The sequence below is a fragment of the Bradyrhizobium sp. STM 3561 genome (assembly GCF_045571455.1).
GTDB classification, from domain to species: Bacteria; Pseudomonadota; Alphaproteobacteria; order Rhizobiales; family Xanthobacteraceae; genus Bradyrhizobium; species Bradyrhizobium vignae.
Genome location: NZ_CP120695.1, coordinates 4100970 through 4121672, shown reverse-complemented (window position 1 = coordinate 4121672; position 20703 = coordinate 4100970). Strand labels below are relative to the sequence as shown.

At 64.0% G+C, this 20703-nt stretch carries 18 protein-coding genes, 1 pseudogene and 1 riboswitch; of the genes and pseudogenes, 12 read left to right on the top strand and 7 right to left on the bottom strand.

The genetic code is table 11. The features are described from left to right. Positions 1-252 precede the first annotated feature (252 nt). Entirely contained in the window at positions 253-549 is a 297-nt protein-coding gene (locus P6U28_RS19710) for a hypothetical protein (RefSeq protein WP_407123034.1), read from the top strand. A gap of 107 nt (positions 550-656) precedes the next feature. Then, positions 657-911 (top strand): hypothetical protein, encoded by a 255-nt coding sequence (locus P6U28_RS19705; RefSeq protein WP_122402461.1) that lies wholly within the window; start codon positions 657-659, stop codon positions 909-911. 25 nt (positions 912-936) lie between these two features. On the opposite strand, the gene P6U28_RS19700 is transcribed toward P6U28_RS19705, so the two are convergent. Together P6U28_RS19700 and P6U28_RS19695 are read right to left on the bottom strand one after the other, a co-directional pair. Beyond that, complete coding sequence (locus P6U28_RS19700; protein WP_122402462.1) at positions 937-1170, bottom strand: DUF6894 family protein; 234 nt, start codon at positions 1168-1170, stop codon at positions 937-939. A 106-nt stretch (positions 1171-1276) separates the two neighbouring features. Beyond that, on the bottom strand, positions 1277-1525 hold the full coding sequence (locus tag P6U28_RS19695) for a hypothetical protein (protein WP_407123033.1): 249 nt from the start codon (positions 1523-1525) through the stop codon (positions 1277-1279). A gap of 278 nt (positions 1526-1803) precedes the next feature. On the opposite strand from P6U28_RS19695, the gene P6U28_RS19690 reads away from it, so the two are divergent. Then, positions 1804-2112: a DUF2798 domain-containing protein gene (locus P6U28_RS19690; protein ID WP_244607955.1), complete on the top strand. Its 309-nt coding sequence runs from the start codon at positions 1804-1806 to the stop codon at positions 2110-2112. Positions 2113-2764: 652 nt separating this feature from the next. Here P6U28_RS19690 and P6U28_RS19685 read toward each other — a convergent pair. After that, positions 2765-2935 carry a hypothetical protein gene (locus P6U28_RS19685; RefSeq protein ID WP_174221572.1) on the bottom strand — a complete coding sequence of 57 codons (171 nt, stop codon included), beginning with the start codon at positions 2933-2935 and terminating at the stop codon, positions 2765-2767. Between the two features lie 593 nt (positions 2936-3528). Between P6U28_RS19685 and recA the strand changes: the two genes are divergently transcribed. The 6 genes from recA to P6U28_RS19655 all read left to right on the top strand — a co-directional run bounded on the left by recA (position 3529) and on the right by P6U28_RS19655 (position 8276). Then, positions 3529-4617 carry a recombinase RecA gene (gene recA, locus P6U28_RS19680; RefSeq protein WP_122402464.1) on the top strand — a complete coding sequence of 363 codons (1089 nt, stop codon included), beginning with the start codon at positions 3529-3531 and terminating at the stop codon, positions 4615-4617. Positions 4618-4790: 173 nt separating this feature from the next. Further along, positions 4791-4946, top strand: a complete 156-nt coding sequence (locus P6U28_RS19675; RefSeq protein ID WP_160118816.1) for a hypothetical protein — start codon at positions 4791-4793, stop codon at positions 4944-4946. Between the two features lie 24 nt (positions 4947-4970). Beyond that, the gene (locus tag P6U28_RS19670) at positions 4971-5267 is read left to right on the top strand and encodes a hypothetical protein (RefSeq protein WP_407123032.1); all 297 of its coding nucleotides are present in this window, start codon (positions 4971-4973) and stop codon (positions 5265-5267) included. 291 nt (positions 5268-5558) lie between these two features. Next, positions 5559-5957 (top strand): hypothetical protein, encoded by a 399-nt coding sequence (locus tag P6U28_RS19665; protein ID WP_407123031.1) that lies wholly within the window; start codon positions 5559-5561, stop codon positions 5955-5957. Between the two features lie 58 nt (positions 5958-6015). After that, positions 6016-6990, top strand: a complete 975-nt coding sequence (locus tag P6U28_RS19660; protein ID WP_407123030.1) for a hypothetical protein — start codon at positions 6016-6018, stop codon at positions 6988-6990. A 314-nt stretch (positions 6991-7304) separates the two neighbouring features. Continuing rightward, positions 7305-8276, top strand: coding sequence for an IS110 family transposase (locus P6U28_RS19655; RefSeq protein ID WP_122400484.1), 972 nt, complete (start codon positions 7305-7307; stop codon positions 8274-8276). 215 nt (positions 8277-8491) lie between these two features. Here the strand turns inward: P6U28_RS19655 and gcvP are convergent, their stop codons facing one another. The 3 genes from gcvP to gcvT all read right to left on the bottom strand — a co-directional run bounded on the left by gcvP (position 8492) and on the right by gcvT (position 13038). Then, on the bottom strand, positions 8492-11359 hold the full coding sequence (gcvP, locus tag P6U28_RS19650; RefSeq protein WP_407123085.1) for an aminomethyl-transferring glycine dehydrogenase: 2868 nt from the start codon (positions 11357-11359) through the stop codon (positions 8492-8494). Positions 11360-11513: 154 nt separating this feature from the next. Further along, entirely contained in the window at positions 11514-11882 is a 369-nt protein-coding gene (gcvH, locus tag P6U28_RS19645) for a glycine cleavage system protein GcvH (RefSeq protein WP_122402466.1), read from the bottom strand. A gap of 10 nt (positions 11883-11892) precedes the next feature. Further along, a complete protein-coding gene (gcvT, locus tag P6U28_RS19640) occupies positions 11893-13038 on the bottom strand; it encodes a glycine cleavage system aminomethyltransferase GcvT (RefSeq protein ID WP_407123029.1) in 1146 nt (381 codons plus the stop codon). A 145-nt stretch (positions 13039-13183) separates the two neighbouring features. After that, positions 13184-13272, bottom strand: a riboswitch (glycine riboswitch). A 220-nt stretch (positions 13273-13492) separates the two neighbouring features. Here gcvT and alaS point away from each other — a divergent pair. The 3 genes and pseudogenes from alaS (at position 13493) to P6U28_RS19625 (ending at position 18763) form a co-directional block, all read left to right on the top strand. Beyond that, complete coding sequence (alaS, locus tag P6U28_RS19635) at positions 13493-16174, top strand: alanine--tRNA ligase (protein WP_407123028.1); 2682 nt, start codon at positions 13493-13495, stop codon at positions 16172-16174. Positions 16175-16180: 6 nt separating this feature from the next. Further along, positions 16181-17413, top strand: a complete 1233-nt coding sequence (locus tag P6U28_RS19630) for a cyclic nucleotide-gated ion channel (protein WP_407123027.1) — start codon at positions 16181-16183, stop codon at positions 17411-17413. 184 nt (positions 17414-17597) lie between these two features. Then, positions 17598-18763: pseudogene (locus tag P6U28_RS19625) on the top strand (IS110 family transposase). A gap of 527 nt (positions 18764-19290) precedes the next feature. Here the strand turns inward: P6U28_RS19625 and P6U28_RS19620 are convergent. Next, entirely contained in the window at positions 19291-20505 is a 1215-nt protein-coding gene (locus P6U28_RS19620) for an NADP-dependent isocitrate dehydrogenase (protein WP_122402470.1), read from the bottom strand. Between the last annotated feature and the right edge of the window lie 198 nt (positions 20506-20703).

The following is a 20703-nucleotide window of genomic DNA, read 5'->3' as shown; positions in this document are numbered from 1 at the left end:
TTGGGTACGGGTGGATGATGTTGCGTCGGTGCGTCCTCGTCTTTTGCATGGCCACGCTCGGTCTCGCGCTGAGCGGGTGCACCAAATGCGGTCCGATCTGGGACGACTGGCTGCATGCGCCCAAATCGTGCAGATCGGATCGGCTCTAGCGTGCCCACGCGGCCTCGAGCGGCTCCGGATCGCGACCGGGCTGCGACAAGGATGACACGGCGCGGGACGGTCCGCGCCTCATGGATGATCAAGGAGTTGACGATGAAGCTTTTCCGTTTGGCCGCGGTGCTGGCCGTGCTGGCGGGACCTGCCTACGCGCAAATGCCCAATCTCAATTTGCTGCAGGAAGGCCCGGGCAAGACCCCCGAGGAGAAGGCTGCCGAAGCCGAGCGTGAAAAGGCCTACAAGGAAACCCTGAAGAAGATTCCGGATTCCAAAGCGTCCAACGATCCCTGGGGCGGCATGCGCTCCGATCCGCCGAAGCAGCCGGCGCCACCGAAGGCGTCGGCCGCAACCAGCGCGCCGAAGAAGACCAAGGGCGGCACGGCGGCCAACTGACCGTACGCGCCATTCGGGGGGCGACACACGCCTTTCGGACAGGACTCCTCTTGATCCGGCCCACGCCCTACATGTGGCTGAGCGTAGCGCGTAGAGGAGGGCATGACATGGCCGATCGTCCGCGGGATCTCGCCGAGCGGATGGCGCGCCGGCGCAAGATGGCCGGCAAGCCGGGCCAGACGGCCGGCGACGGCTATCTGCGCGAGACCTTCACGCTGCCGCGTGCTGAGGCGCGGGAAAGGGCGCAGGCCTTCTTTGCCCGCTACCCCAAGGCCGGCTATATGAGCGCGGTCGAGACCTGGCGCGAGCTGCCCGGCGGCGATATCGAGTTCACCATGCGGCGGCTGCCCAGCGCGGACTGACGCGGGCCTGATCCGAAAGGCCTTGCTAGTCGAAGGTTTCGGCAACGATGCGGATCCGGAACACCGGCTCCTTGGCCTCGTCCAGCAGCTCCATGTGCCATTCGGAATTTTCCTGGAGCTTGCGGGCAATGCCGGCGCTCATGTCGGCGCAGACACTCGTCATCTCTTTCCAGGCCGCATTACGATCGGCAAACTCCGTCGCCTGCTCGGCGCAACCGGAATGACGGCCGTTGCGGATTCGGAAGAAATAGAGCGGCATGGCTGGCACCGATCGCGCACATGGTGCCTCGCCCCCAAGGCCCTGGGCGCGTACAGTGCAATCCCAAACCACCGTCAGATCAATTCCGGGTGGCTACGGACAAACCTCAGAAAACCGCGTGGCGCGCTGCTTCGCTTGGGAGCATTGCCGATCTCTCCCGGCCGGTTGAGGCCGTGTTTCGCGCGATCGCCTTCAGCTCCCGATCGATGCGCAGCTGCACGCGCCGAATCGCCAGCAGGTCAATCTTCGTCTCGGTCCTGCCGGTCTCGACCTGCTCGCCGATGCGGAACTGCCACTGCCAGACTCCGGGAATCGCTGTCTTGGCCACGGTGAACTCGACGCCCCCGTGATTCATGGTCGCCTCCCACGATCACCTTCCATGCCTGCAAACACGTTGGGCGTCACAATAGTCACAATATTCCAGAGACAAGCAAAATCTGCCGCAAGCCGCGAAGCACAGCCGGCGGGCGCTGGTATTCCGTGGTTCTCCGACCATGAACAGAGTTCCTGAAATCCGTCCAAAAGCATGCGGGCGCCGGGCAGGGCGTGCCTGCAAGGTGGCGTTCCAGAGCCGCTCGAGGTGACGGCATGTGCCTTGCTTGCCTGATCACGGCAAGCAACCGTGGACGCCTCATGCTCGGCATTCCCCGCCGCTATTCTCATTTCGTTTTCGGAGTCATCCAGTCCGGACTGACCTCGCTGATCGCGGCGGGCATCGCCAGCTTTCCTGCAGGCAGCCCGATGATCTTCGTTCGGCACTGGATGGTGTCGTGGCTGATCGCATGGGCCGCGATGCTGCCGGTCGTGCTGCTGGCCGCGCCCGCGATCCGCGCCTTCTCGCTGCGCCTGACCCGGGAGGAGCGAGACCCGCGCGCCGCCGGCTGGCATGAAAAGGCCCCGCCTGGGGAGAGCCAAGCGGGGCAGAGAGTTATTGGAGGCTGAGGTGCTGGGCTGCAACACCATAGCTGGGCGACCCTAGCCGGTTCAGCTTACGGCAGCCTGACAGGCGGCGCGTCCGGATCTGGCCTCGTCTGGCGGCTGGCCGGATCGGCCGCCGTGAAGGTCGCGATCGAAAGGCCGCAGACAGGCCCCGCACCGGTCCCAATTTCGACATCCGCTCGCACCACTGCGGACACACGCATCGGCAAGATCTGATCCGTTCGGCGCAGCCATGGGGGAAACGTGGCGCGCCGAAAACGGGGTGGCATCATGGATAACGTAGAGCGGTCATTCGCCGCCGCGACGGCGGCTGGCTTCGTCGTGCTGGTCATCGGCCTGGTGCTGCTCGCGGTGCTGTAGAGGGGTACGCCCGCCGTGGAATGGAGGCCGTGCCTTCCAATGGACGGCGGTGGGCACAGCGCGACTTTCAAAAAATTGGAAAACAACCCCATGCACAGTAGGGTGCTGGGAAATTTCCTTGATCTGCCAATAGCTTGCTGGTAGTATTTAGATACCTTAAGTGTCCGCGCGCCCGTCTTTTCGACCATGCAGCCCGACGCGCGAGGCCGGATCGAGATCTGGCGATCCCCCTTGGACCGGCCGCCTGCCGCCCCACCGCGGGGCGGGGCGCTCCGGAGGCCGGTCCTGGCGGAGCCTAGTGGATCTTGATCTCGTTCAGGGGAAGATGGAGCTCGGCGGCGCGCTCTTCACGGTCCTTCTTGCGGAATTCGTTTTCCTTGCGCTCGAACTTCACCATCTCCTCGCGCGCTGCCTCCAGCAGCGGATTGCGCCTGATCGCATCATTGTGCGTGTTGTCGTCGGTCATGGTTACGATCCCCAGAGTTGCGGTCCCATCCCCCAGAAGCCGGAGACCGCGAAAAGGTTCGGTGCCGTAGGATTACGGAAAGATGACGACACGCCGGCCGCGCGTTCTTGATGCGGGTCACGGATCGAGCGCCGTCGGTGGCATTGAGGGGGGGCCCAATCGGGTACTGTCCTAATTAGGGCACCCGCGAGGGCAGACTAGGACACCCCCACAGCAACAACGTCGCCCGCTTGCAATACGGCGGGCGACGTTGGTCCAGCCCCGGGAGGGAATCGCAAAATCCCGGATACTGTCACTCTGGCTGATAGCTCCGGAATAGTCTGTTCGATATCCGACACCCGCAGAGGCGGATTAGGAAAGTCCGTTATGCGCCAGTCTCTCTGGACTCGTTGTGAGAGGTTAGCCCATCCGTCAGATTTGCAAGACGTTCAATATTCTCGTCTGTTTTGCAGGCAGCATCAGAGTTTCCGAGTCAAGATCGCAAAAGAACATATTGCGAACCTGGAACAAATGGGGTACATTGTTTTTATCGCCGGCCCGCCTCTCAATCGTTTGTCCCCCTAGCGAATCCTCGCCATAAGGAGCACGACCCAATGTCCGCAACTGCCCTGCGTATCGTCGAAGGATCTTCCATGGACAAGAGTAAAGCTCTGGCCGCCGCGCTCTCTCAGATCGAGCGCCAGTTCGGTAAGGGCTCGGTGATGAAGCTCGGCAAGAACGACCGGTCCATGGACATCGAGGCGGTGTCCTCCGGCTCGCTCGGGCTCGATATCGCGCTCGGTATCGGCGGCCTGCCCAAGGGGCGCATCGTCGAGATCTACGGGCCGGAATCTTCCGGCAAGACCACGCTGGCGCTGCATACGGTGGCGGAAGCTCAGAAGAAGGGCGGCATCTGCGCCTTCATCGACGCCGAGCACGCGCTCGATCCGGTCTATGCCCGCAAGCTGGGCGTCAACATCGACGAGCTCCTGATCTCGCAGCCCGACACCGGTGAGCAGGCGCTGGAGATCTGCGACACCTTAGTGCGCTCCGGCGCAGTCGACGTGATGGTGGTCGATTCGGTCGCGGCGCTGGTGCCGAAGGCCGAGCTCGAGGGCGAGATGGGCGATGCGCTGCCGGGCCTGCAGGCCCGCCTGATGAGCCAGGCGCTGCGCAAGCTGACGGCCTCCATCAACAAGTCCAACACCATGGTGATCTTCATCAACCAGATCCGCATGAAGATCGGCGTGATGTATGGCTCGCCGGAAACCACGACCGGCGGCAATGCGCTGAAATTCTACGCCTCCGTCCGTCTCGACATCCGCCGCATCGGCGCGATCAAGGAGCGCGACGAGGTGGTCGGCAACACCACCCGCGTCAAGGTGGTCAAGAACAAGCTGGCGCCGCCGTTCAAGCAGGTCGAGTTCGACATCATGTACGGCGAGGGCGTCTCCAAGATGGGCGAGATCCTCGATCTCGGCGTCAAGGCCGGCATCGTGGAGAAGTCCGGCGCCTGGTTCTCCTATGACAGCCAGCGCCTCGGCCAGGGCCGCGAGAACGCCAAGGCGTTTTTGAAGGGCAACCCCGACATCACCGCCAAGATCGAGACCGCGATCCGCCAGAACTCCGGCCTGATCGCCGAGCAGATTCTCGCCGGTACGCCGGAGCGTGACGCCGATGGCGAGGAGCCGGCGGAGGAGTAGGACCTAACGCGAAAGTTTTTCGCGAGGAGCGGGCGCTGAGGACGTTGAGTTGCCGACGTCTTCGGTGCCCGTTTCGTTTTGCAGTTCTAGTCCCCGATACATTCTCAGGTTGCATCGTCACGTTGACCAACACTAGGCTCGGTCAACGCTTGCTAGCGTCAGTTCATGAGTAAATGGGGCAGGTCATGCTTGTTGTTCAAACGCGGCACGCCAAGCGCACGCGCAAATATTCGATGCTGATGGCAATCGTTCTGTTGGGAATCAGTTCGCTCGCCGGGCTCGGCGCGCTTCTCACGCTGCGCTGGGATTCTCTTCCGGGGAAAAAGTAGGACCATCGGGGAGAGGGCAGCGTCATGACACGACTCATTGTCACGACAGACTCGTCCATCGCCGGCGCCATTCAACGAGCCGGCATCGCCGGCCTCGTGATCGCGATCGAGCGCCGGCTCGTTTGGGGACAATTGCCGTCTGATGCGGAGCTTGATGCGTTTTTCGCGCCACGCACGACGCAGTCGCACGGGCTTCATTGGCTTGACGATACGCCGCCCTGGCGCCTCGAGGAGGTGCGAAGGATCGAGGATTCATCGAACTGCTGGGAGAATACGACTCGGTTGAGTTTTGGCGGGGACCAGGGCCAAATGGCCAATTAATCCTGCTCTGGCTGCTCGATCATTGGTGCCGCCGACGCGATGCGAATCCCGCCTTTGTCGTCCGCGCTCTGTTCTTGGGCGTCGGGGACGTCGACCCACCGCGAAGGGAATCCTACCCGCCGGTCGTCCGGATCACACCTCTCCAACTCAAATCGGCCAGCCGTGCATGGCGGGCCTATTGTGCGCCGACCCCGCAAAGCTGGTGCAATCTCACGAATTTGAGCTGGCTGCCTAACCTTGCTCCTGACAGGACAGCTCTTCTCGAAGAGCTGCCGCGCCCGGCTTCGGGCCTTGGAGCCACGGAGCTGCGGATACTCCAGCTCATCGCCCGGGGGCGGCCTGCAGCCCTTCGACGTCTTTCCGGGACATCACAAGCGCAACGAGCGTCGTGTCTTCGACTATTGGGAGGTGGGCGCGCTGCTCGACGGGCTCGCGCGCTGTCCGGTGCCGGCCGTATCCGGGCTGGAGGAGGGGCCGTTTACGCTCGACATGCACAACGATGCTGTCCGTCACGCCCGGTACAAGCAATCCCGCCTGTCACTTACGGATCTCGGGAATGCGGTGCTGGCAGGAGAGGCGGATTTCCTCCAGCACAACCCGATCCATCGCTGGTGGGGTGGGACGGAACTCACCAACGAAAAGCTTTGGCGGTGGGATCCTGAGACTCGCTCGTTGATCGCGCGTCGCTAAGGTGGGTGCGCGTGGCTCTCAGTCTTCGTGAATTGCGCATCAATTTTGAGAGGCGTCCGTGTCCCATTTGATCTTATCCACGAACCATCTTGACGAAGACGTGCTTCGCCAGTCGCGCCTCGCGAATGTCGTGCTTGGATTCTATCTACGCTTCGTGTGGAGGAAATTGCCTCCCGAGGAACAGCTCTTGATGGGGCTGGAGCGCCGTTCGGCAAAGCACGGCAATTCCGGCGATCATTGGCTCGATGATTCCTGTCGTGGTTCGCTCGACGGTTTCGGCACGCGCGATATCGGTTTCTTCGAGCTGTGCGCCAAGTTCGATTCAATTGAAATATGGGTCGATTCTCGCCCTAACGATCAGCTGGTGCTGGTCTGGTTGCTGGACCTACTTCGCCCGTACAAAGAAATCACGACGAAGCTGAGCCTAGTGCACACGGACGATCATGTTGCGCACTATGCTCCAGAATCCGTCGCAAAGTGGAAGCTGCCGGCCTTCGAGGTGACCGAGACCCATTTGGTGACGGCAAGCCGCGCCTGGCAAGCCTATCGGGCTGAAACGCCAAAGCCCTGTTTCGATCTTCTGATGACGGATCTGACGATCCTGCCGAGACTTCGGCCGGCACTCATCGCGTTGCTTGAAGAGCTTCCGGACAGTGTGACGGGCCTAGGTGCGAGCGAAATGGATATCCTGGACTTCGTGAACGATGGGCACACGGACCCAAGGCGTGTCACCGAGGCGTGGTGGATGCGCGATGTGTTCGACGAAAACGACGCGCGCGATGCCTTGCTGGAACTGGGGGCGTATTCGGCGCCGCCGGTCATGTTAGGCGATCCGGCGTTCGACAATGAGGATCGTTACTTCGGCAGGAGCGAGTGGAAGGTCACGCTGACTGAACTCGGGCGCTCCATCTTTGCGCGCGAGGACGATATGTGGCGCCACAACCGAATCTATCGCTGGTGGGGCGGGACGGAGCTCACCAACGAAAAGCTCTGGCGATGGGATCGCGAAAGCCGATTGTTGATTGCGCCCTAGCGGCGCATTCGATGCCGTAGGGCAGGCAAAGGCGCACTTGCGCCGTGCCCACCATCGTCTAACGCGGCGAAAGGTGGTGGGCACGCTTGCGCTTTGCCCACCCTTGTTTTAGCGCACCGGACTAGAATGGCCTCGTTCCGTGAGGAATGGCCCAGCTCGGGTGGCCGCCCGAGCTGGGCTGCCGATCGATCGGATCGATGCCCACCGAAGCCTTGAGGGCTGCCTTTCGTAGCAGGATCGCGATCGGTACTTCATCGGGACCCGGATGGTTGAACGAACTTTAGGTTCGCACACACAAGGGAGGGTCGACGAAGATGGCCAAGCGTATCACGATCTGTGCCGGGATCGATACCGGTAAACGTAAGCTCGATGTGGCACTTGATGGCAGTTTGGAGCGGCTTCAGGCCGATAACACGCCGGATGGCTATAAAGTGCTGGTGGAATGGTTGCAGCGCCACAAGGTCAAACGGGTCGGGATCGAGGCGAGCGGCGGCTATGAGCAGGCTGTCGTCGCCGAGTTGCGGCGCCAGCGGTTTGTGGTCGTCGTATTTCAGCCGGCCCAGGTGCGCGCTTATGCCGTGTTCCAGCTGCAGCGCGCCAAGAACGACAAGATCGATGCCGCGCTGATTGCGGCCTGCACCGCCGCGGTCAAGAAGATCCACGCAGCTCCGGATCCCCGCTTGCTGCCATTTGCCGAGCACCTGACGATGATCGACCAGATCACCGAGGACATTGCTCGGCTGAAGAACCGGATCGAGAGCTGCCGCAATATGCGGCTCCAGAAGCTGTGGAAGGAGGATATCGCTCGCCTGGCCAAGCGCGAGAAGGTCGAACTGAAGGCACTGGCCGCCGCAATCCGTGAGCATCGCGATCTTGCCGAGCGGCTCGACTTGATCAACAGCATCGATGGTATCGGGCTAAAGACCGCCATGGTCATTCTGGTGCGGATGCCCGAGATCGGTCAGATCACGCGCGAGCAAGCGGCCGCGCTGGCTGGCATTGCCCCTTACGATGACGACAGCGGCGATCGCACCGGCGTTCGTCACATCGCCGGCGGGCGTGAACGGCTGCGACGTGCGCTCTTTACTGCGGCGCTGCCGGCGTCATTTCGCTGGAATCCGCAGCTCATCACGCTCTATGGAAGGCTGATGGGAGCAGGCAAGGAACACAAGCGCGCATTGATCGCTTGCGCCAGAAAGCTATTAATCTTCGCCAACACAGTGGTCGCCCGCGGCACGCCTTGGCAGACAAAACCGCCCGAGATCGCGAGGGCTCCGGCTACCTGATGGCGTTTCTTTGTTCGGCCGAAGCACCGTTTCTTCGTCCCGACCTGCCGTCACAAAGACGCCGCGCGCCGCGGCCGTCAAAGGCTGGCCGTCGCCCTGGCCTCAACTCCATCTCCGCTGCCGCCAGGCCACGCCTTGACGGCCGCAAGCACGGCGTCATGCTACCCTCAGCGATCGGGCGAATCTAATGGTTGCTACGAGACCGCCGTCGCGTCCTACTCCGCAGCTTCCGCGTAGTCGCTCACCGGCGGGCAGGAGCACACCAGGTTACGATCGCCGTAGACGTTGTCGACGCGGCCCACGGGGCACCAATATTTGTCGGTGCGCGAGATGCCATCCGGGAAGCAGCCTTCGCTGCGGGTATAGGCACGCTTCCAATCGTCGTCGGCGATGTCGTGCACGGTGTGCGGGGCGTGGCGCAAGGGCGAAGCCTCGATTTTGAAGCGGCCGGCCTCGACCTCGGCGATTTCTTTCCGGATCGCGATCATGGCATCGCAAAAGCGGTCGAGCTCGGCCTTGGATTCCGACTCGGTCGGCTCGATCATCAGCGTGCCCGGCACCGGGAAGCTCATGGTCGGGGCGTGGAAGCCGTAATCGATCAGGCGCTTTGCGATGTCGTCCACCGTAACACCAGACGTCGTCTTCAGCGGACGCGGATCCACGATGCACTCATGCGCGACGCGGCCCCTCGCATTCTTGTAGAGCACCGCGAAATGCGGATCGAGGCACGCTGCGATGTAATTGGCGTTGAGGATCGCGATCTCGGTGGCGCGTTTCAGCCCTTCGCCGCCCATCATCAGGATGTAGATATAGGAGATGGTGAGGATCGAGGCCGAGCCGAACGGCGCAGCCGAGACCGGACCGACCGGGGCGGCGCCGTTCGTTGCCGGGTGGCCGGGCAGGAACGGGGCGAGATGCGCCTTGACGCCGATCGGGCCCATGCCGGGGCCACCGCCGCCATGCGGGATGCAGAAGGTCTTGTGCAGGTTGAGATGGCTGACATCGGCGCCGTAATCGCCGGGCCGCGACAGGCCGACCTGCGCATTGAGATTGGCGCCATCGAGATATACCTGGCCGCCATGGCCGTGCACGATGTCGCAGATCTCGCGGATATGCTCCTCGAACACGCCATGCGTCGAGGGATAGGTGATCATCACAGCGGCGAGATCGTTGGAATGCTTCTCCGCCTTGGCGCGGAGGTCATTGACGTCGACGTCACCGTTCTTCTCGCAGGCGACCACCACCACCTCCATGCCGACCATCGCGGCCGAGGCGGGATTGGTGCCGTGAGCGGAGGAGGGGATCAGACAGATCTTGCGGTGGCTTTCCCCGCGCGCCGCGTGATAGGCGCGGATCGCGAGCAGGCCGGCATATTCGCCCTGCGCGCCCGAATTCGGCTGCAGCGAGATCGCGTCGTAGCCGGTGATGTCGCACAGCCATTTTTCCAGCCGCGCGAACAGCGCGTGATAGCCGGCCGCCTGCTCGCGCGGGACGAACGGATGCAGGCTGCCGAATTCAGGCCAGGTCAGCGGCATCATCTCGGTGGTCGCGTTCAGCTTCATGGTGCAGGATCCGAGCGGGATCATGGCGCGGTCGAGCGCGAGGTCGCGGTCACTGAGCTTGCGCATGTAGCGCAGCATCTCGGTCTCCGAGCGATGCGCGTGGAAGACGGGATGGGTGAGGAACGCGGTCGTGCGCTTCAAGCCGTCCGGCAGCGCCTCGCGTGTCGCTGCATCGATCTCGGCATAGGCGAGCGTGCCGCCGAAAGCGCGCCAGACTGCTTCCACGGTCGCGGGCGTCGTGGTCTCGTCGAGGGCGATGCGCAAGGTGCCATGGCCGAGGCCGAGATTGATCTTCTCAGCGGTCGCGCGCGCGATGATCTCGTCGCGCTTGCCGCCGGCATCGACCGTCACCGTATCGAAGAAGCTGTCGGATTGCGGCGCGAAGCCGAGCTTGCGCAGGCCGGCCGCGAGCACGGCGGTGCGGCGATGCACGTTGCGTGCGATCTGCATCAAGCCTTCGGGGCCGTGATAGACCGCATACATCGAAGCGATGACGGCCAGCAGCACCTGCGCGGTGCAGATGTTGGAAGTCGCCTTCTCGCGGCGGATGTGCTGCTCGCGGGTCTGCAGCGCGAGACGATAGGCAGGTGCCCCGCGCGAATCCACGGAGAGGCCGACGATACGGCCGGGCAGCGAGCGCTTCAGCGCATCGCGCACCGCCATATAGGCCGCGTGCGGCCCGCCATAACCCATCGGCACGCCAAAGCGCTGGGCAGAGCCGATCGCGATGTCGGCACCGAGCTCGCCGGGCGAGGCGAGCAGCGTCAGTGCCAGCAGGTCGGCGGCAACGATCGCGAGCGCGCCCCTGGCCTTCAACGACGCGATCGCGGGCCTGAGGTCGCGCAACGCGCCGGAAGAACCCGGATATTGCAGCAGCGCGCCGAGCACGTCTGATTTGTCGAGATCGGTGAGGGGATCACCGACCACCAGATTCCAGCCGAGCGGCTCGGCGCGGGTGCGCATCACCGCCAGCGTCTGCGGATGCACGTCCTTGTCGACGAAGAAAGCTTTTGCCTTCACCTGCGAGTGCCGCTCGGCCAGCGCCATCGCCTCGGCCGCCGCGGTCGCTTCATCGAGCAGCGAGGCGTTGGCGACGTCGAGCCCGGTGAGGTCGCAGATCATGGTCTGGAAGTTGAACAGCGCCTCCAGCCGGCCCTGGCTGATCTCGGGCTGGTAGGGCGTATAGGCCGTGTACCAGGCCGGGTTCTCCAGGATGTTGCGCTGGATCACCGCAGGCAGGATGGTGCCGGAATAGCCCTGGCCGATCAGCGAGGTGAAGACCTGGTTCTGGGCTGCGAGCTCGGCCATATGCGCGATCGCCTCGGTTTCGCTGAGCGCCTTGCCGAGATCGAGCGGCGATGCCTGCCGGATCGAGGCCGGCAGCGTCTCCGCCATCAGCGCATCGACGCTCTTGGCGCCGAGCGTTTCGAGCATTGCGGTGACATCGCGCACTGAGGGGCCGATGTGGCGGCGAACGAAACTGGCGGCGGTGTCGCCATTGGATTTGCGGTGCGCGGTCATCATGGGTCCTCGCTAGGAGTTGCTGTCATGCCCCGCGAAGGCGGGGCATCCAGTAAACGCAGGCGTTTCGGCTAGGGCCGATGGGCCGCGGCGTACTGGATCACCCGCCTTCGCGGGTGATGACACTGAGAATGAGGTTAGAGTTCTCGTCATCTCACGCCGTATGCGCCTTGTAGGCGGCTTCATCCATGAGGCCGCCGAGCTCGCTTTTGTCGGCGATCCTGATCTTGAAGAACCAGGCCGCGCCTTGCGCGTCCGAGTTCACCAGCGCCGGTTCGGCGGCCAGCGCCTCGTTGGTCTCGAGCACTTCGCCGGTAACAGGTGCGTAGACGTCGGAGGCGGCCTTCACCGATTCCACGACGGCGGCGGCTTCGGCCTTCTTCAGCGCGCGGCCGACCTTGGGCAGTTCGACGAACACGACGTCGCCGAGCTGCTGCTGCGCGTAATCGGTGATGCCGACCGTGGCGGTATCGCCGTCGATGGCGAGCCATTCGTGGTCGGAAGTGTACAGCGTCGTGGTCATTGTCTCGTCCTCAGCGTTTGTAGGTGTTTTTCACGAAGGGCATGGCGGCGACGGTGAGCGGCAGAAGCTGGCCGCGCACCTCGGCGAAGAGTTTTGTGCCGAGCGCGGCGAGGCTCGCAGGCACGTAGCCCATCGCGACCGGCGCGCTCAGGCTCGGGCCGAAACCGCCCGAGGTGACTTGTCCGATGGGCTCGCCGCCCGCGCTATCCGCAAACAGCAGCGCGCCCTCGCGCACCGGGGCGCGGCCCAGGGCGAGCAGTCCGACGCGGCGGCGGGACGCGCCGCCATCGAAATGGGCGAGGATCTTCTCTGCGCCGGGAAAACCGCCGGCGCGCATCCCGCCGCTGCGGCGGCTCTTCTGCACCGACCATTCCAGCGCGGCCTCGACCGGCGTCGTCGTGGTGTCGATGTCGTGGCCGTACAGGCAGAGCCCGGCTTCCAGCCGCAGGCTGTCGCGGGCGCCCAGGCCGATCGGCAGCACGTCCGGATTGTCCAGCAGCATCTTGGCGAGGTGTTCGGCATCGGCGGCGGGCACCGAGATCTCAAAACCGTCCTCGCCGGTGTAGCCGGAACGCGAGACGAAGCACTTGATGCCGGCAACCTCATGCGGACCGGCGTCCATGAACTTCATCGCCGGGGCCTCTGCACAGAATTTCGCCAGCACCGTTTCCGCCTTCGGGCCCTGCAGCGCAATCAGCGCGCGGCCTTCCAGCGAATCGATGATGCAGTCGTCCGCGAGATGCGCGCGCATATGCGCCTCGTCCGCGTCCTTGCAGGCGGCGTTGACGACCAGGAACAGGTGATCGCCGAAATTGGCGACCATCAGATCGTCGAGAATGCCGCCATCGTCATTGGTGAACTGGGCATAGCGCTGCCGCCCCGCGGCGATAGCCACGATATCCTGCGGCACCAGCCGCTCCAGCGCGCGGGCGGCGTCCTCGAGCTTGCCCGACTTCGGCCGGAGCGCGATCTGGCCCATATGGGAGACGTCGAACAGGCCGGCGGAGGCCCGGGTATGAAGGTGCTCCTTCAGGACGCCCGCGGGGTACTGCACGGGCATGTCATAGCCCGCGAACGGCACCATCTTGCCGCCCAGGGACACATGGAGGCTGTGGAGGGGTGTACGTTTCAGGGAGTCTTGGTTATTCGCTAGCATCTAAGGGGCCCTCGGCGGTTCCCGGGGAGGATTCCCCGATGGACACCGGTCGAAGCCCCATCTGTCGCTGTGCCTGAGAGTATTATCCCGTCGGCGGACGCAGTCCGGGTCTTATGCCCGTCGGCGCCTCTTTCCAGATGCTGTCAAAGCCACGCGGTCCTTTTGCCTGAGAGTTTCCGGGGCGGTTGCTCCTTCGGCGCCGGCACCAGTGCCGGTCTCTCCCGACGTGGCCGTACGATACAGATGGGTAGAGACCACAGGCCGGCCAAGCCTGTCAACGCGACTTCTGTGCCTTTCAACGGGATTGCGCGCCTGCGGCAACCCTCTGATCTCCTTGCACAGTTTCTGGACAGCGAAGCTGGCCTTGTCTAAAAGCGCTTTGGCCCGCAGATATCAGCCTTAATTTCCGGTTTGGACGGCGGCAGCGGACCCAAGCATACCCGATTGGATGAACATGAGCGGCGTCAACGAGATCAGGTCGACCTTTCTGAACTTCTTTGCCGAGAACGGCCACGAGGTCGTGCCGTCCTCGCCACTCGTGCCGCGCAACGACCCGACCTTGATGTTCACCAATGCCGGCATGGTGCAGTTCAAGAACGTCTTCACCGGCGTCGAGAAGCGCCCCTATCAGCGCGCCACCACCTCGCAGAAATGCGTGCGCGCCGGCGGCAAGCACAACGACCTCGACAATGTCGGCTACACCGCGCGCCATCTCACCTTCTTCGAGATGCTCGGCAATTTCTCGTTCGGCGACTATTTCAAGGAGCGCGCGATCGAGCTCGCCTGGAAGCTGATCACCTCCGAGTTCGGGCTGAAGAAGGACAAGCTGCTCGTCACGGTCTATCACACCGACGATGAGGCGGCGGGCCTGTGGAAGAAGATCGCGGGCTTCGCCGACGACCGCATCATCCGTATCCCGACTTCGGACAATTTCTGGGCGATGGGCGACACCGGGCCGTGCGGCCCTTGCTCGGAGATCTTCATCGACCGCGGCGAGCACATCTGGGGCGGGCCTCCGGGCTCGCCGGAGGAGGACGGCGATCGCTTCCTCGAATTCTGGAATCTCGTGTTCATGCAATACGAGCAGGTGACGAAGGAGGAACGCGTGGATCTGCCGCGTCCGTCGATCGACACCGGCATGGGCCTGGAGCGCATGGCCTGCATCCTCCAGGGCGTCGAGAGCGTGTTCGAGACCGACCTGTTCCGTAACCTGATCGACGCGACCGCGTCCGCGCTGGGCAGCGGACCGACCGAGCAGAATGCGGCCTCGTTCCGCGTCATCGCCGACCACTTGCGCTCCTCGGCCTTCCTCGTCTCCGACGGCGTGCTGCCTTCGAACGAGGGCCGAGGCTACGTGCTGCGCCGGATCATGCGGCGTGCGATGCGCCATGCGCAGCTGCTGGGTGCGAAAGAGCCCTTGATGCACCGGCTGGTCTGGGCGCTGGTGCGCGAGATGGGCCAGGCTTACCCCGAGCTGATGCGCGCGGAGAAGCTGATCGAGGAAACGCTGCGGCTGGAAGAGACGCGCTTCCGCAAGACGCTGTCGCGCGGCTTGGCCATCCTCGACGAGAAGAGCGCAGGTCTGAAAAAGGGCGACATGTTCGACGGCGACGTCGCCTTCACGCTGTACGACACCTATGGCTTCCCGCTCGATCTGACGCAGGACGCGCTGAAGTCGCGCGGCATCGGCGTCGACCAGGCTTCGTTCAACGACGCCATGGAGCGCCAGAAGGCCAAGGCGCGCGAGTCCTGGAAGGGGTCTGGTGAAGCGGCTTCCGAGGCAATCTGGTTCCCGCTGCGTGAGAAGCTCGGCGCCACCGAATTTCTGGGCTACGAGACCGAGAGCGCCGAGGGCGTCGTCTCCGCCCTGGTCAAGGACGGCCAGGAAGTTGCCAGCATCAAAGCCGGCGAGACGGGTTCGATCGTGCTCAACCAGACGCCGTTCTATGCGGAGTCCGGTGGTCAGGTCGGCGACACCGGCGTGCTGACGGGCGAGGGCGGCCTCAAATTCCGCGTCATCGACACGCAGAAGAAGCTCGGCGATCTCTTCGTTCACATCGGCGCGGTCGAGAGTGGAGAGCTGAAGCTCGGCGCTGCGCTGCAGCTCGAGGTCGATCATTCGCGCCGCTCCTCGATCCGCGCGCATCACTCGGCGACGCATCTGATCCACGAGGCGCTGCGCCAGGTGCTCGGCGACCACATCGCCCAGCGCGGCTCGCTGGTCGCACCCGACCGGCTGCGCTTCGACTTCGTGCATCCGAAGCCGATCACGGCCGAGGAGCTCGCTCGGGTCGAGGATATCGCCAATGACGTGGTGCTGGAGAACGACGAGGTCACCACTCGCGTGATGGGCGTCGACGAGGCGCGGGAGGCGGGAGCGCGCGCGCTGTTCGGCGAAAAGTATGGTGACGAGGTCCGCGTCGTCTCGATGGGCAAGACCGCGCGCGAGCGCGGCGCCAACGCCCTCGGCTGGTCGGTCGAGCTCTGCGGCGGCACTCATGTGAGGCGCACCGGCGACATCGGCCTGATCACGCTGACCAGCGAGAGCGCGGTCGCCTCCGGCGTGCGCCGCATCGAGGCGCTGACCGGCAATTATGCGCGCAGGCACGCCAACGAGACCATGGCGCTGGCGAAGACCGCGGCGAACGAGCTGCGCACCTCCCTCGACGACGTGCCGGCGCGCATCGCCGCGCTGATGGAGGAGCGCAAGAAGCTGGAGCGCGAGCTCTCCGACGCCCGCAAGAAGCTGGCGATGGGCGGTGGCGCTGCCGCCGGCAGCAATGGCGCTGCCGCGAGCGTGCGCGAGGTCGGCGACGTCAAGCTGATGGCGCGCGCCGTCGAGGGCCTCGAGATGAAGGATCTCAAGAGCCTTGCCGATGACGGCAAGAAGCAGCTCGGCTCGGGGGTCGTCGCCATCGTCGGCGTCACCGAGGACGGCAAGGCCGGTGTCGTGGTCGGCGTCACGCAAGACCTCACCGCGCGCTTCAACGCCGTGAACCTCGTGCGCATCGCGTCCGAAGCGCTCGGCGGCAAGGGCGGCGGTGGCCGGCCCGACATGGCCCAGGCCGGCGGCCCCGATGGGGCCAAGGCGGCCGCGGCGCTGTCGGCGATCGAAAAAGCGATGGCGGGCGCTTAAAGCCCCATGTCCACCGTTCCGCGAGGACGTGGGCTTCGCGATCCGAACTTACGGGATCGCCTCTACGAATTGCTGGAGCACGATCCGCTGGCCTATTCGGTCGGGTCGCGCTTCATCCAGCTGATCATCGGCGTCGTCGTGCTCAATGTAGCCGCGATGATCCTCGCCTCGGCGCCGGAGCTCGACGCCCGGTTTGGCGCGCTGTTCGCAGGCATCTCCATCCTGTCCGTGCTCGTGTTCGCGCTGGAATATGCGGCGCGGCTGTGGACGGTGGCGGGGCATACCCAAGGCAGAGGATCGGCGCTGTCCGACCGCCTAGGCTATGCCTTTTCTGCGCTCGGCATCATCGATCTCATGGCGTTCCTGCCAGCGGCAATCGTGCTCGCGACCGGCCGGCACGCGACGCTGGCAGCCCTCGGCGTGCTGCCGTTCTTCAAGCTGATCCGTTATTCGCCGGCGATGCGCTCGCTGCTCGCCGCGGTGCATGCCGAGCGGCGGGCGCTGATCGGCTGCATCGTCATCCTGATCGGCGCGGTGCTGACTTTCGCCTCGCTGCTCTATGCCATCGAGCGCGACGTGCAGCCGGACAAGCTCGGCACCATCCCGCAGGCGATGTGGTGGGCGATCGTAACGCTCGGCACCGTCGGCTACGGTGACGTCGTGCCGCTGACGCCGCTCGGCAAGTTCATCTCCACCTTCGCCATCATCTCGGGCTTCGCCATGATCGCGCTGCCGGTCGCGATCATCTCGACCGCATTCGCGGAAGAGGTGAAGCGGCGCGATTTCGTCGTCACCTGGGGCATGCTGGCGCGGGTGCCGCTGTTCTCGCATCTGGCGGCCGCGGAGATCGCCGACATCATGCGGCTCTTGCGGGCGCGCACCATCGAGCAGGGCGAGATTCTGGTGCGACGGGGCGATCCGGCGTCGTCGATGTATTTCATTACCGCCGGCGAGGTCGAGATCGCGCTGCCGAGCCAGCATGTGCGGCTATCCGACGGCACCTTCTTCGGCGAGATCGCGCTGCTGCACAAAACCAAACGCAGCGGCACGGTGACGGCGACGCGCAAGACGCGCCTGCTGGTGCTCGATGCCCAGGATTTTCACGCCCTGATCGCGCGCATGCCGACGCTTGCCGCCCACGTCCACACCACTGCCAAGGCAAGGCTCGCCGACAGCGGCGATCTCGCGCTCGCCGAGCTGGCGCAGGCGGAGAAGGAAGGCGGGGGACGCAGCGAATAGCTTCGCTGCATTCCTATCAGCTGAGAACGGCGATGCTCGCCAGCGTCCGTCATTGCGAGGAGCGCGCGACAAGATTGCAAGGCAATCTTGTCGCTGAAGCGACGAAGATTCCATGGGGAGTGGATAGCGACCAGGTCTGAGGCCAGACTGAGGGTTGCTGAATCCATTCAACCTGGAGACGACGATGTTGCTCGATCATCCTTCCGACGGACTGGCCGCTATCCGCACGCAGTTTGGCGCAATTTTTGTGTCATTGGAACTAAGCCGTTCGACATGGCTGGTCACTTCGCTGTCGCCCTGCAAGGGCGAGAAGATGTCCAAACGCAGCATGAAGGCCGGCGACCTTTCGGAACTGTTGAAGCTGTTTGCGGAGCTGAAGCGCAAGGCGCAGGCGCGAACGGGTGAGAGCTATCCGATCATCGCGATCCAGGAGGCGGGGCTGGACGGGTTCTGGCTTCACCGCGCCCTGCAGCAGGAAGGCATCGAGAGCCACGTAGTCGATCCGGCCTCGATTGCGACGCCGCGCCGGCGCCGGCGGGCCAAGACGGACCGGCTGGATGGCGAGACGCTGTTGCGGACGCTGCTGGCCTACAAGCGCGGCGAGGTACGGGTCTGCGCCATGGTCGTTGCGCCCTCTCCGGCAGAGGAGGACCGCCGTAGGCTGTGCCGCGAGCGAGAGACCTTGATCGCGGAGCGGATCGAGCATGTGAACCGGATCAAGGGTCTTCTGTTCGCGCAAGGGATCTTCGACTACGCGCCGCTGCGGCGAGACCGGCGGAAGCGGCTGGAGGCCTTGCGGACGGGCGACGGGCGCGCCTTGCTGGCGCATCTGAAGGCGCAGATCAGCCGCGAACTCGACCGGCTCGAACTGCTGCTCGACCAGATCACGGCGGTGGAGCGCGAGCAGGATGCGTTGCTGGCCGCGAGCAAGGCGGCGGGGAGAAGACCGTATCGAACCCGGTGGCAATGCTGCTCGAACTGAAGAGCCTGGGCCCGAACTTCACGGCCGTTCTCTGGTCGGAGGCCTTTTACCGGCAGTTCGCCAACCGCCGCCAGATTGCATCCTATGCCGGCCTTGCAGCCACGCCATGGCGCAGTGGCGGCATCGAGCGCGAGCAAGGCGTGTCGAAGGCTGGCAATCCGCGCCTGAGAACCACGATGATCCAGCTCGCCTGGCTCTGGGTACGCCACCAGCCTCAATCGGCTTTGACCCAGTGGTTCAAGGTGCACAGCCAACGCGGCCGCAAGCGCGCGATCGTGGCGCTCGCGCGCAAGCTGCTCGTGGCCCTCTGGAAGTACGTGACCGCGGGCGTGGTGATCGAGGGAGCCGAGATAAAGGCCGCCGCCTGACACCACGCTCCTCAGCCTCAAAGCCAATCCGCCGAGATTGATCAGCCTCGGCCGATCCGGGTGGACGAACCGATGGATTGCATGGCTTCAAACGCCGTAACGAAGAATGGTCTCGTCCTCTCGAGCCTGCCCGCCGCAAGCGGAATGTTGGTGCAGCCGCCGCCGCGCGGCGACCGAATGTGAGTTTGATCTGGCAAGCAAACCAGATTGCAAAAACCGGCTCGACCCTTGGATCGCCTGACGAAAAGGAGTTATCCGCCCGCTGCCCCGACTGCCAAAGCCTGATGGCGTGCTCGCTCGAGTCAAGGCCAAGTCGCTTCGCGACGGCCCTACGGGCCGACCTTGACTCGATCTGCGCGCGCCATCCTACGTGCTCCACGGTCGGGACGAAGAGCTGGCCTGCAATCGAACAAAGAGCTGAACAAACCGCCTTGACACACCAAATCCCCATGTGAGCAATCCAGACTGTTTCCCCGGAGGGATCCTGGATTGCTTCGCTTCGCTCGCAATGACAGCGTGCAGGCGGCTTACGCCGCCAGCGCCTTGGTCAGGTTCTCGGCGACCTTATCGAGGAAGCCGGTGGTCGAGAGCCAGCGCTGGTCGGCGCCGACCAGGAGCGCGAGGTCCTTGGTCATGTAACCGGCCTCGACGGTGTCGACGCAGACCTTCTCCAGCGTGGCCGCGAACTTGGCAAGCTCGGGGTTGTTGTCGAGCTTGGCGCGGTGGGCGAGGCCACGGGTCCAGGCGAAGATCGAGGCGATCGAGTTGGTCGAAGTCTCCTTGCCCTTCTGGTGCTCGCGGTAATGGCGGGTCACCGTGCCGTGGGCGGCTTCGGCCTCCACAGTCTTGCCGTCGGGGGTGAGCAGCACCGAGGTCATCAGGCCGAGCGAGCCGTAGCCCTGCGCGACCGTGTCGGACTGCACGTCGCCGTCGTAGTTCTTACAGGCCCAGACATAGCCGCCGGACCATTTCAGCGCCGAGGCGACCATGTCGTCGATCAGGCGGTGCTCGTAAGTGAGGCCCTTGGCGTCGAATTCCTTCTTGAACTCGCGGTCGAAGATGTCCTGGAAGATGTCCTTGAAGCGCCCGTCGTAGACCTTGAGGATGGTGTTCTTGGTCGACAGGTAAACCGGGTAATTGCGGAGCAGGCCGTAGTTGAAGGAGGCGCGGGCGAAGTCGATGATGGAGTCGTCGAGATTGTACATCTCCATGGCGACGCCGGCGCCGGGGGCCTTGAACACTTCCTTCTCGATCACGGTGCCGTCCTCGCCGACGAACTTCAACGAGAGGGTACCCTTGCCCGGGAACTTGATGTCGGTGGCGCGGTACTGGTCGCCATAGGCGTGGCGGCCGATGATGATCGGCTTGGTCCAGCCGGGAACCAGGCGCGGCACGTTCTTGCAGATGATCGGCTCGCGGAAGATCACGCCGCCGAGGATGTTGCGGATGGTGCCGTTCGGCGACTTCCACATCTGCTTGAGATTGAACTCCTTCACCCGGGCTTCATCGGGGGTGATGGTGGCGCACTTGACGCCGACACCGACCTTCTTGATCGCCTCGGCGGCGTCGATCGTGACCTGATCGTTGGTGTGGTCGCGGTACTCCATGCCCAGGTCGAAATAGAGCAGCTCGACATCCAGGAACGGGTTGATCAACTTGTCCTTGATGTACTGCCAGATGATCCGGGTCATCTCGTCGCCATCGAGCTCGACGACGGGATTGGATACCTTGATTTTTGCCATGATCGGAGAAGCCTCTTGGGAACGGCGCATTTGTTGCGCCACGGGAATATCCGCCGCCTCTTAGCACCTGATAGCAGCGGGCGAAAGCCAAGGGATTATGCACTTTTAGCTCATCCAGCTTCCCCAGGTGGGGAGCGGGGGCGGCGGGCAGGGGCGAGGTTTCAGACGAGATTCAAAAGTCGAATCCAACCCGTTATT

What these genes read in the sequence shown, in the direction of transcription:
- P6U28_RS19710 (WP_407123034.1), top strand. Translation starts at nt 253, where the DNA reads ATGAAGCTTTTCCGTTTGGCCGCGGTGCTGGCCGTGCTGGCGGGACCT.
- P6U28_RS19705 (WP_122402461.1), top strand. Translation starts at nt 657, where the DNA reads ATGGCCGATCGTCCGCGGGATCTCGCCGAGCGGATGGCGCGCCGGCGC.
- P6U28_RS19700 (WP_122402462.1), bottom strand. Translation starts at nt 1,170, where the DNA reads ATGCCGCTCTATTTCTTCCGAATCCGCAACGGCCGTCATTCCGGTTGC.
- P6U28_RS19695 (WP_407123033.1), bottom strand. Translation starts at nt 1,525, where the DNA reads ATGAATCACGGGGGCGTCGAGTTCACCGTGGCCAAGACAGCGATTCCC.
- P6U28_RS19690 (WP_244607955.1), top strand. Translation starts at nt 1,804, where the DNA reads ATGCTCGGCATTCCCCGCCGCTATTCTCATTTCGTTTTCGGAGTCATC.
- P6U28_RS19685 (WP_174221572.1), bottom strand. Translation starts at nt 2,935, where the DNA reads ATGACCGACGACAACACGCACAATGATGCGATCAGGCGCAATCCGCTG.
- recA (WP_122402464.1), top strand. Translation starts at nt 3,529, where the DNA reads ATGTCCGCAACTGCCCTGCGTATCGTCGAAGGATCTTCCATGGACAAG.
- P6U28_RS19675 (WP_160118816.1), top strand. Translation starts at nt 4,791, where the DNA reads ATGGGGCAGGTCATGCTTGTTGTTCAAACGCGGCACGCCAAGCGCACG.
- P6U28_RS19670 (WP_407123032.1), top strand. Translation starts at nt 4,971, where the DNA reads ATGACACGACTCATTGTCACGACAGACTCGTCCATCGCCGGCGCCATT.
- P6U28_RS19655 (WP_122400484.1), top strand. Translation starts at nt 7,305, where the DNA reads ATGGCCAAGCGTATCACGATCTGTGCCGGGATCGATACCGGTAAACGT.
- gcvP (WP_407123085.1), bottom strand. Translation starts at nt 11,359, where the DNA reads ATGACCGCGCACCGCAAATCCAATGGCGACACCGCCGCCAGTTTCGTT.
- gcvH (WP_122402466.1), bottom strand. Translation starts at nt 11,882, where the DNA reads ATGACCACGACGCTGTACACTTCCGACCACGAATGGCTCGCCATCGAC.
- gcvT (WP_407123029.1), bottom strand. Translation starts at nt 13,038, where the DNA reads ATGCTAGCGAATAACCAAGACTCCCTGAAACGTACACCCCTCCACAGC.
- alaS (WP_407123028.1), top strand. Translation starts at nt 13,493, where the DNA reads ATGAGCGGCGTCAACGAGATCAGGTCGACCTTTCTGAACTTCTTTGCC.
- P6U28_RS19630 (WP_407123027.1), top strand. Translation starts at nt 16,181, where the DNA reads ATGTCCACCGTTCCGCGAGGACGTGGGCTTCGCGATCCGAACTTACGG.
- P6U28_RS19620 (WP_122402470.1), bottom strand. Translation starts at nt 20,505, where the DNA reads ATGGCAAAAATCAAGGTATCCAATCCCGTCGTCGAGCTCGATGGCGAC.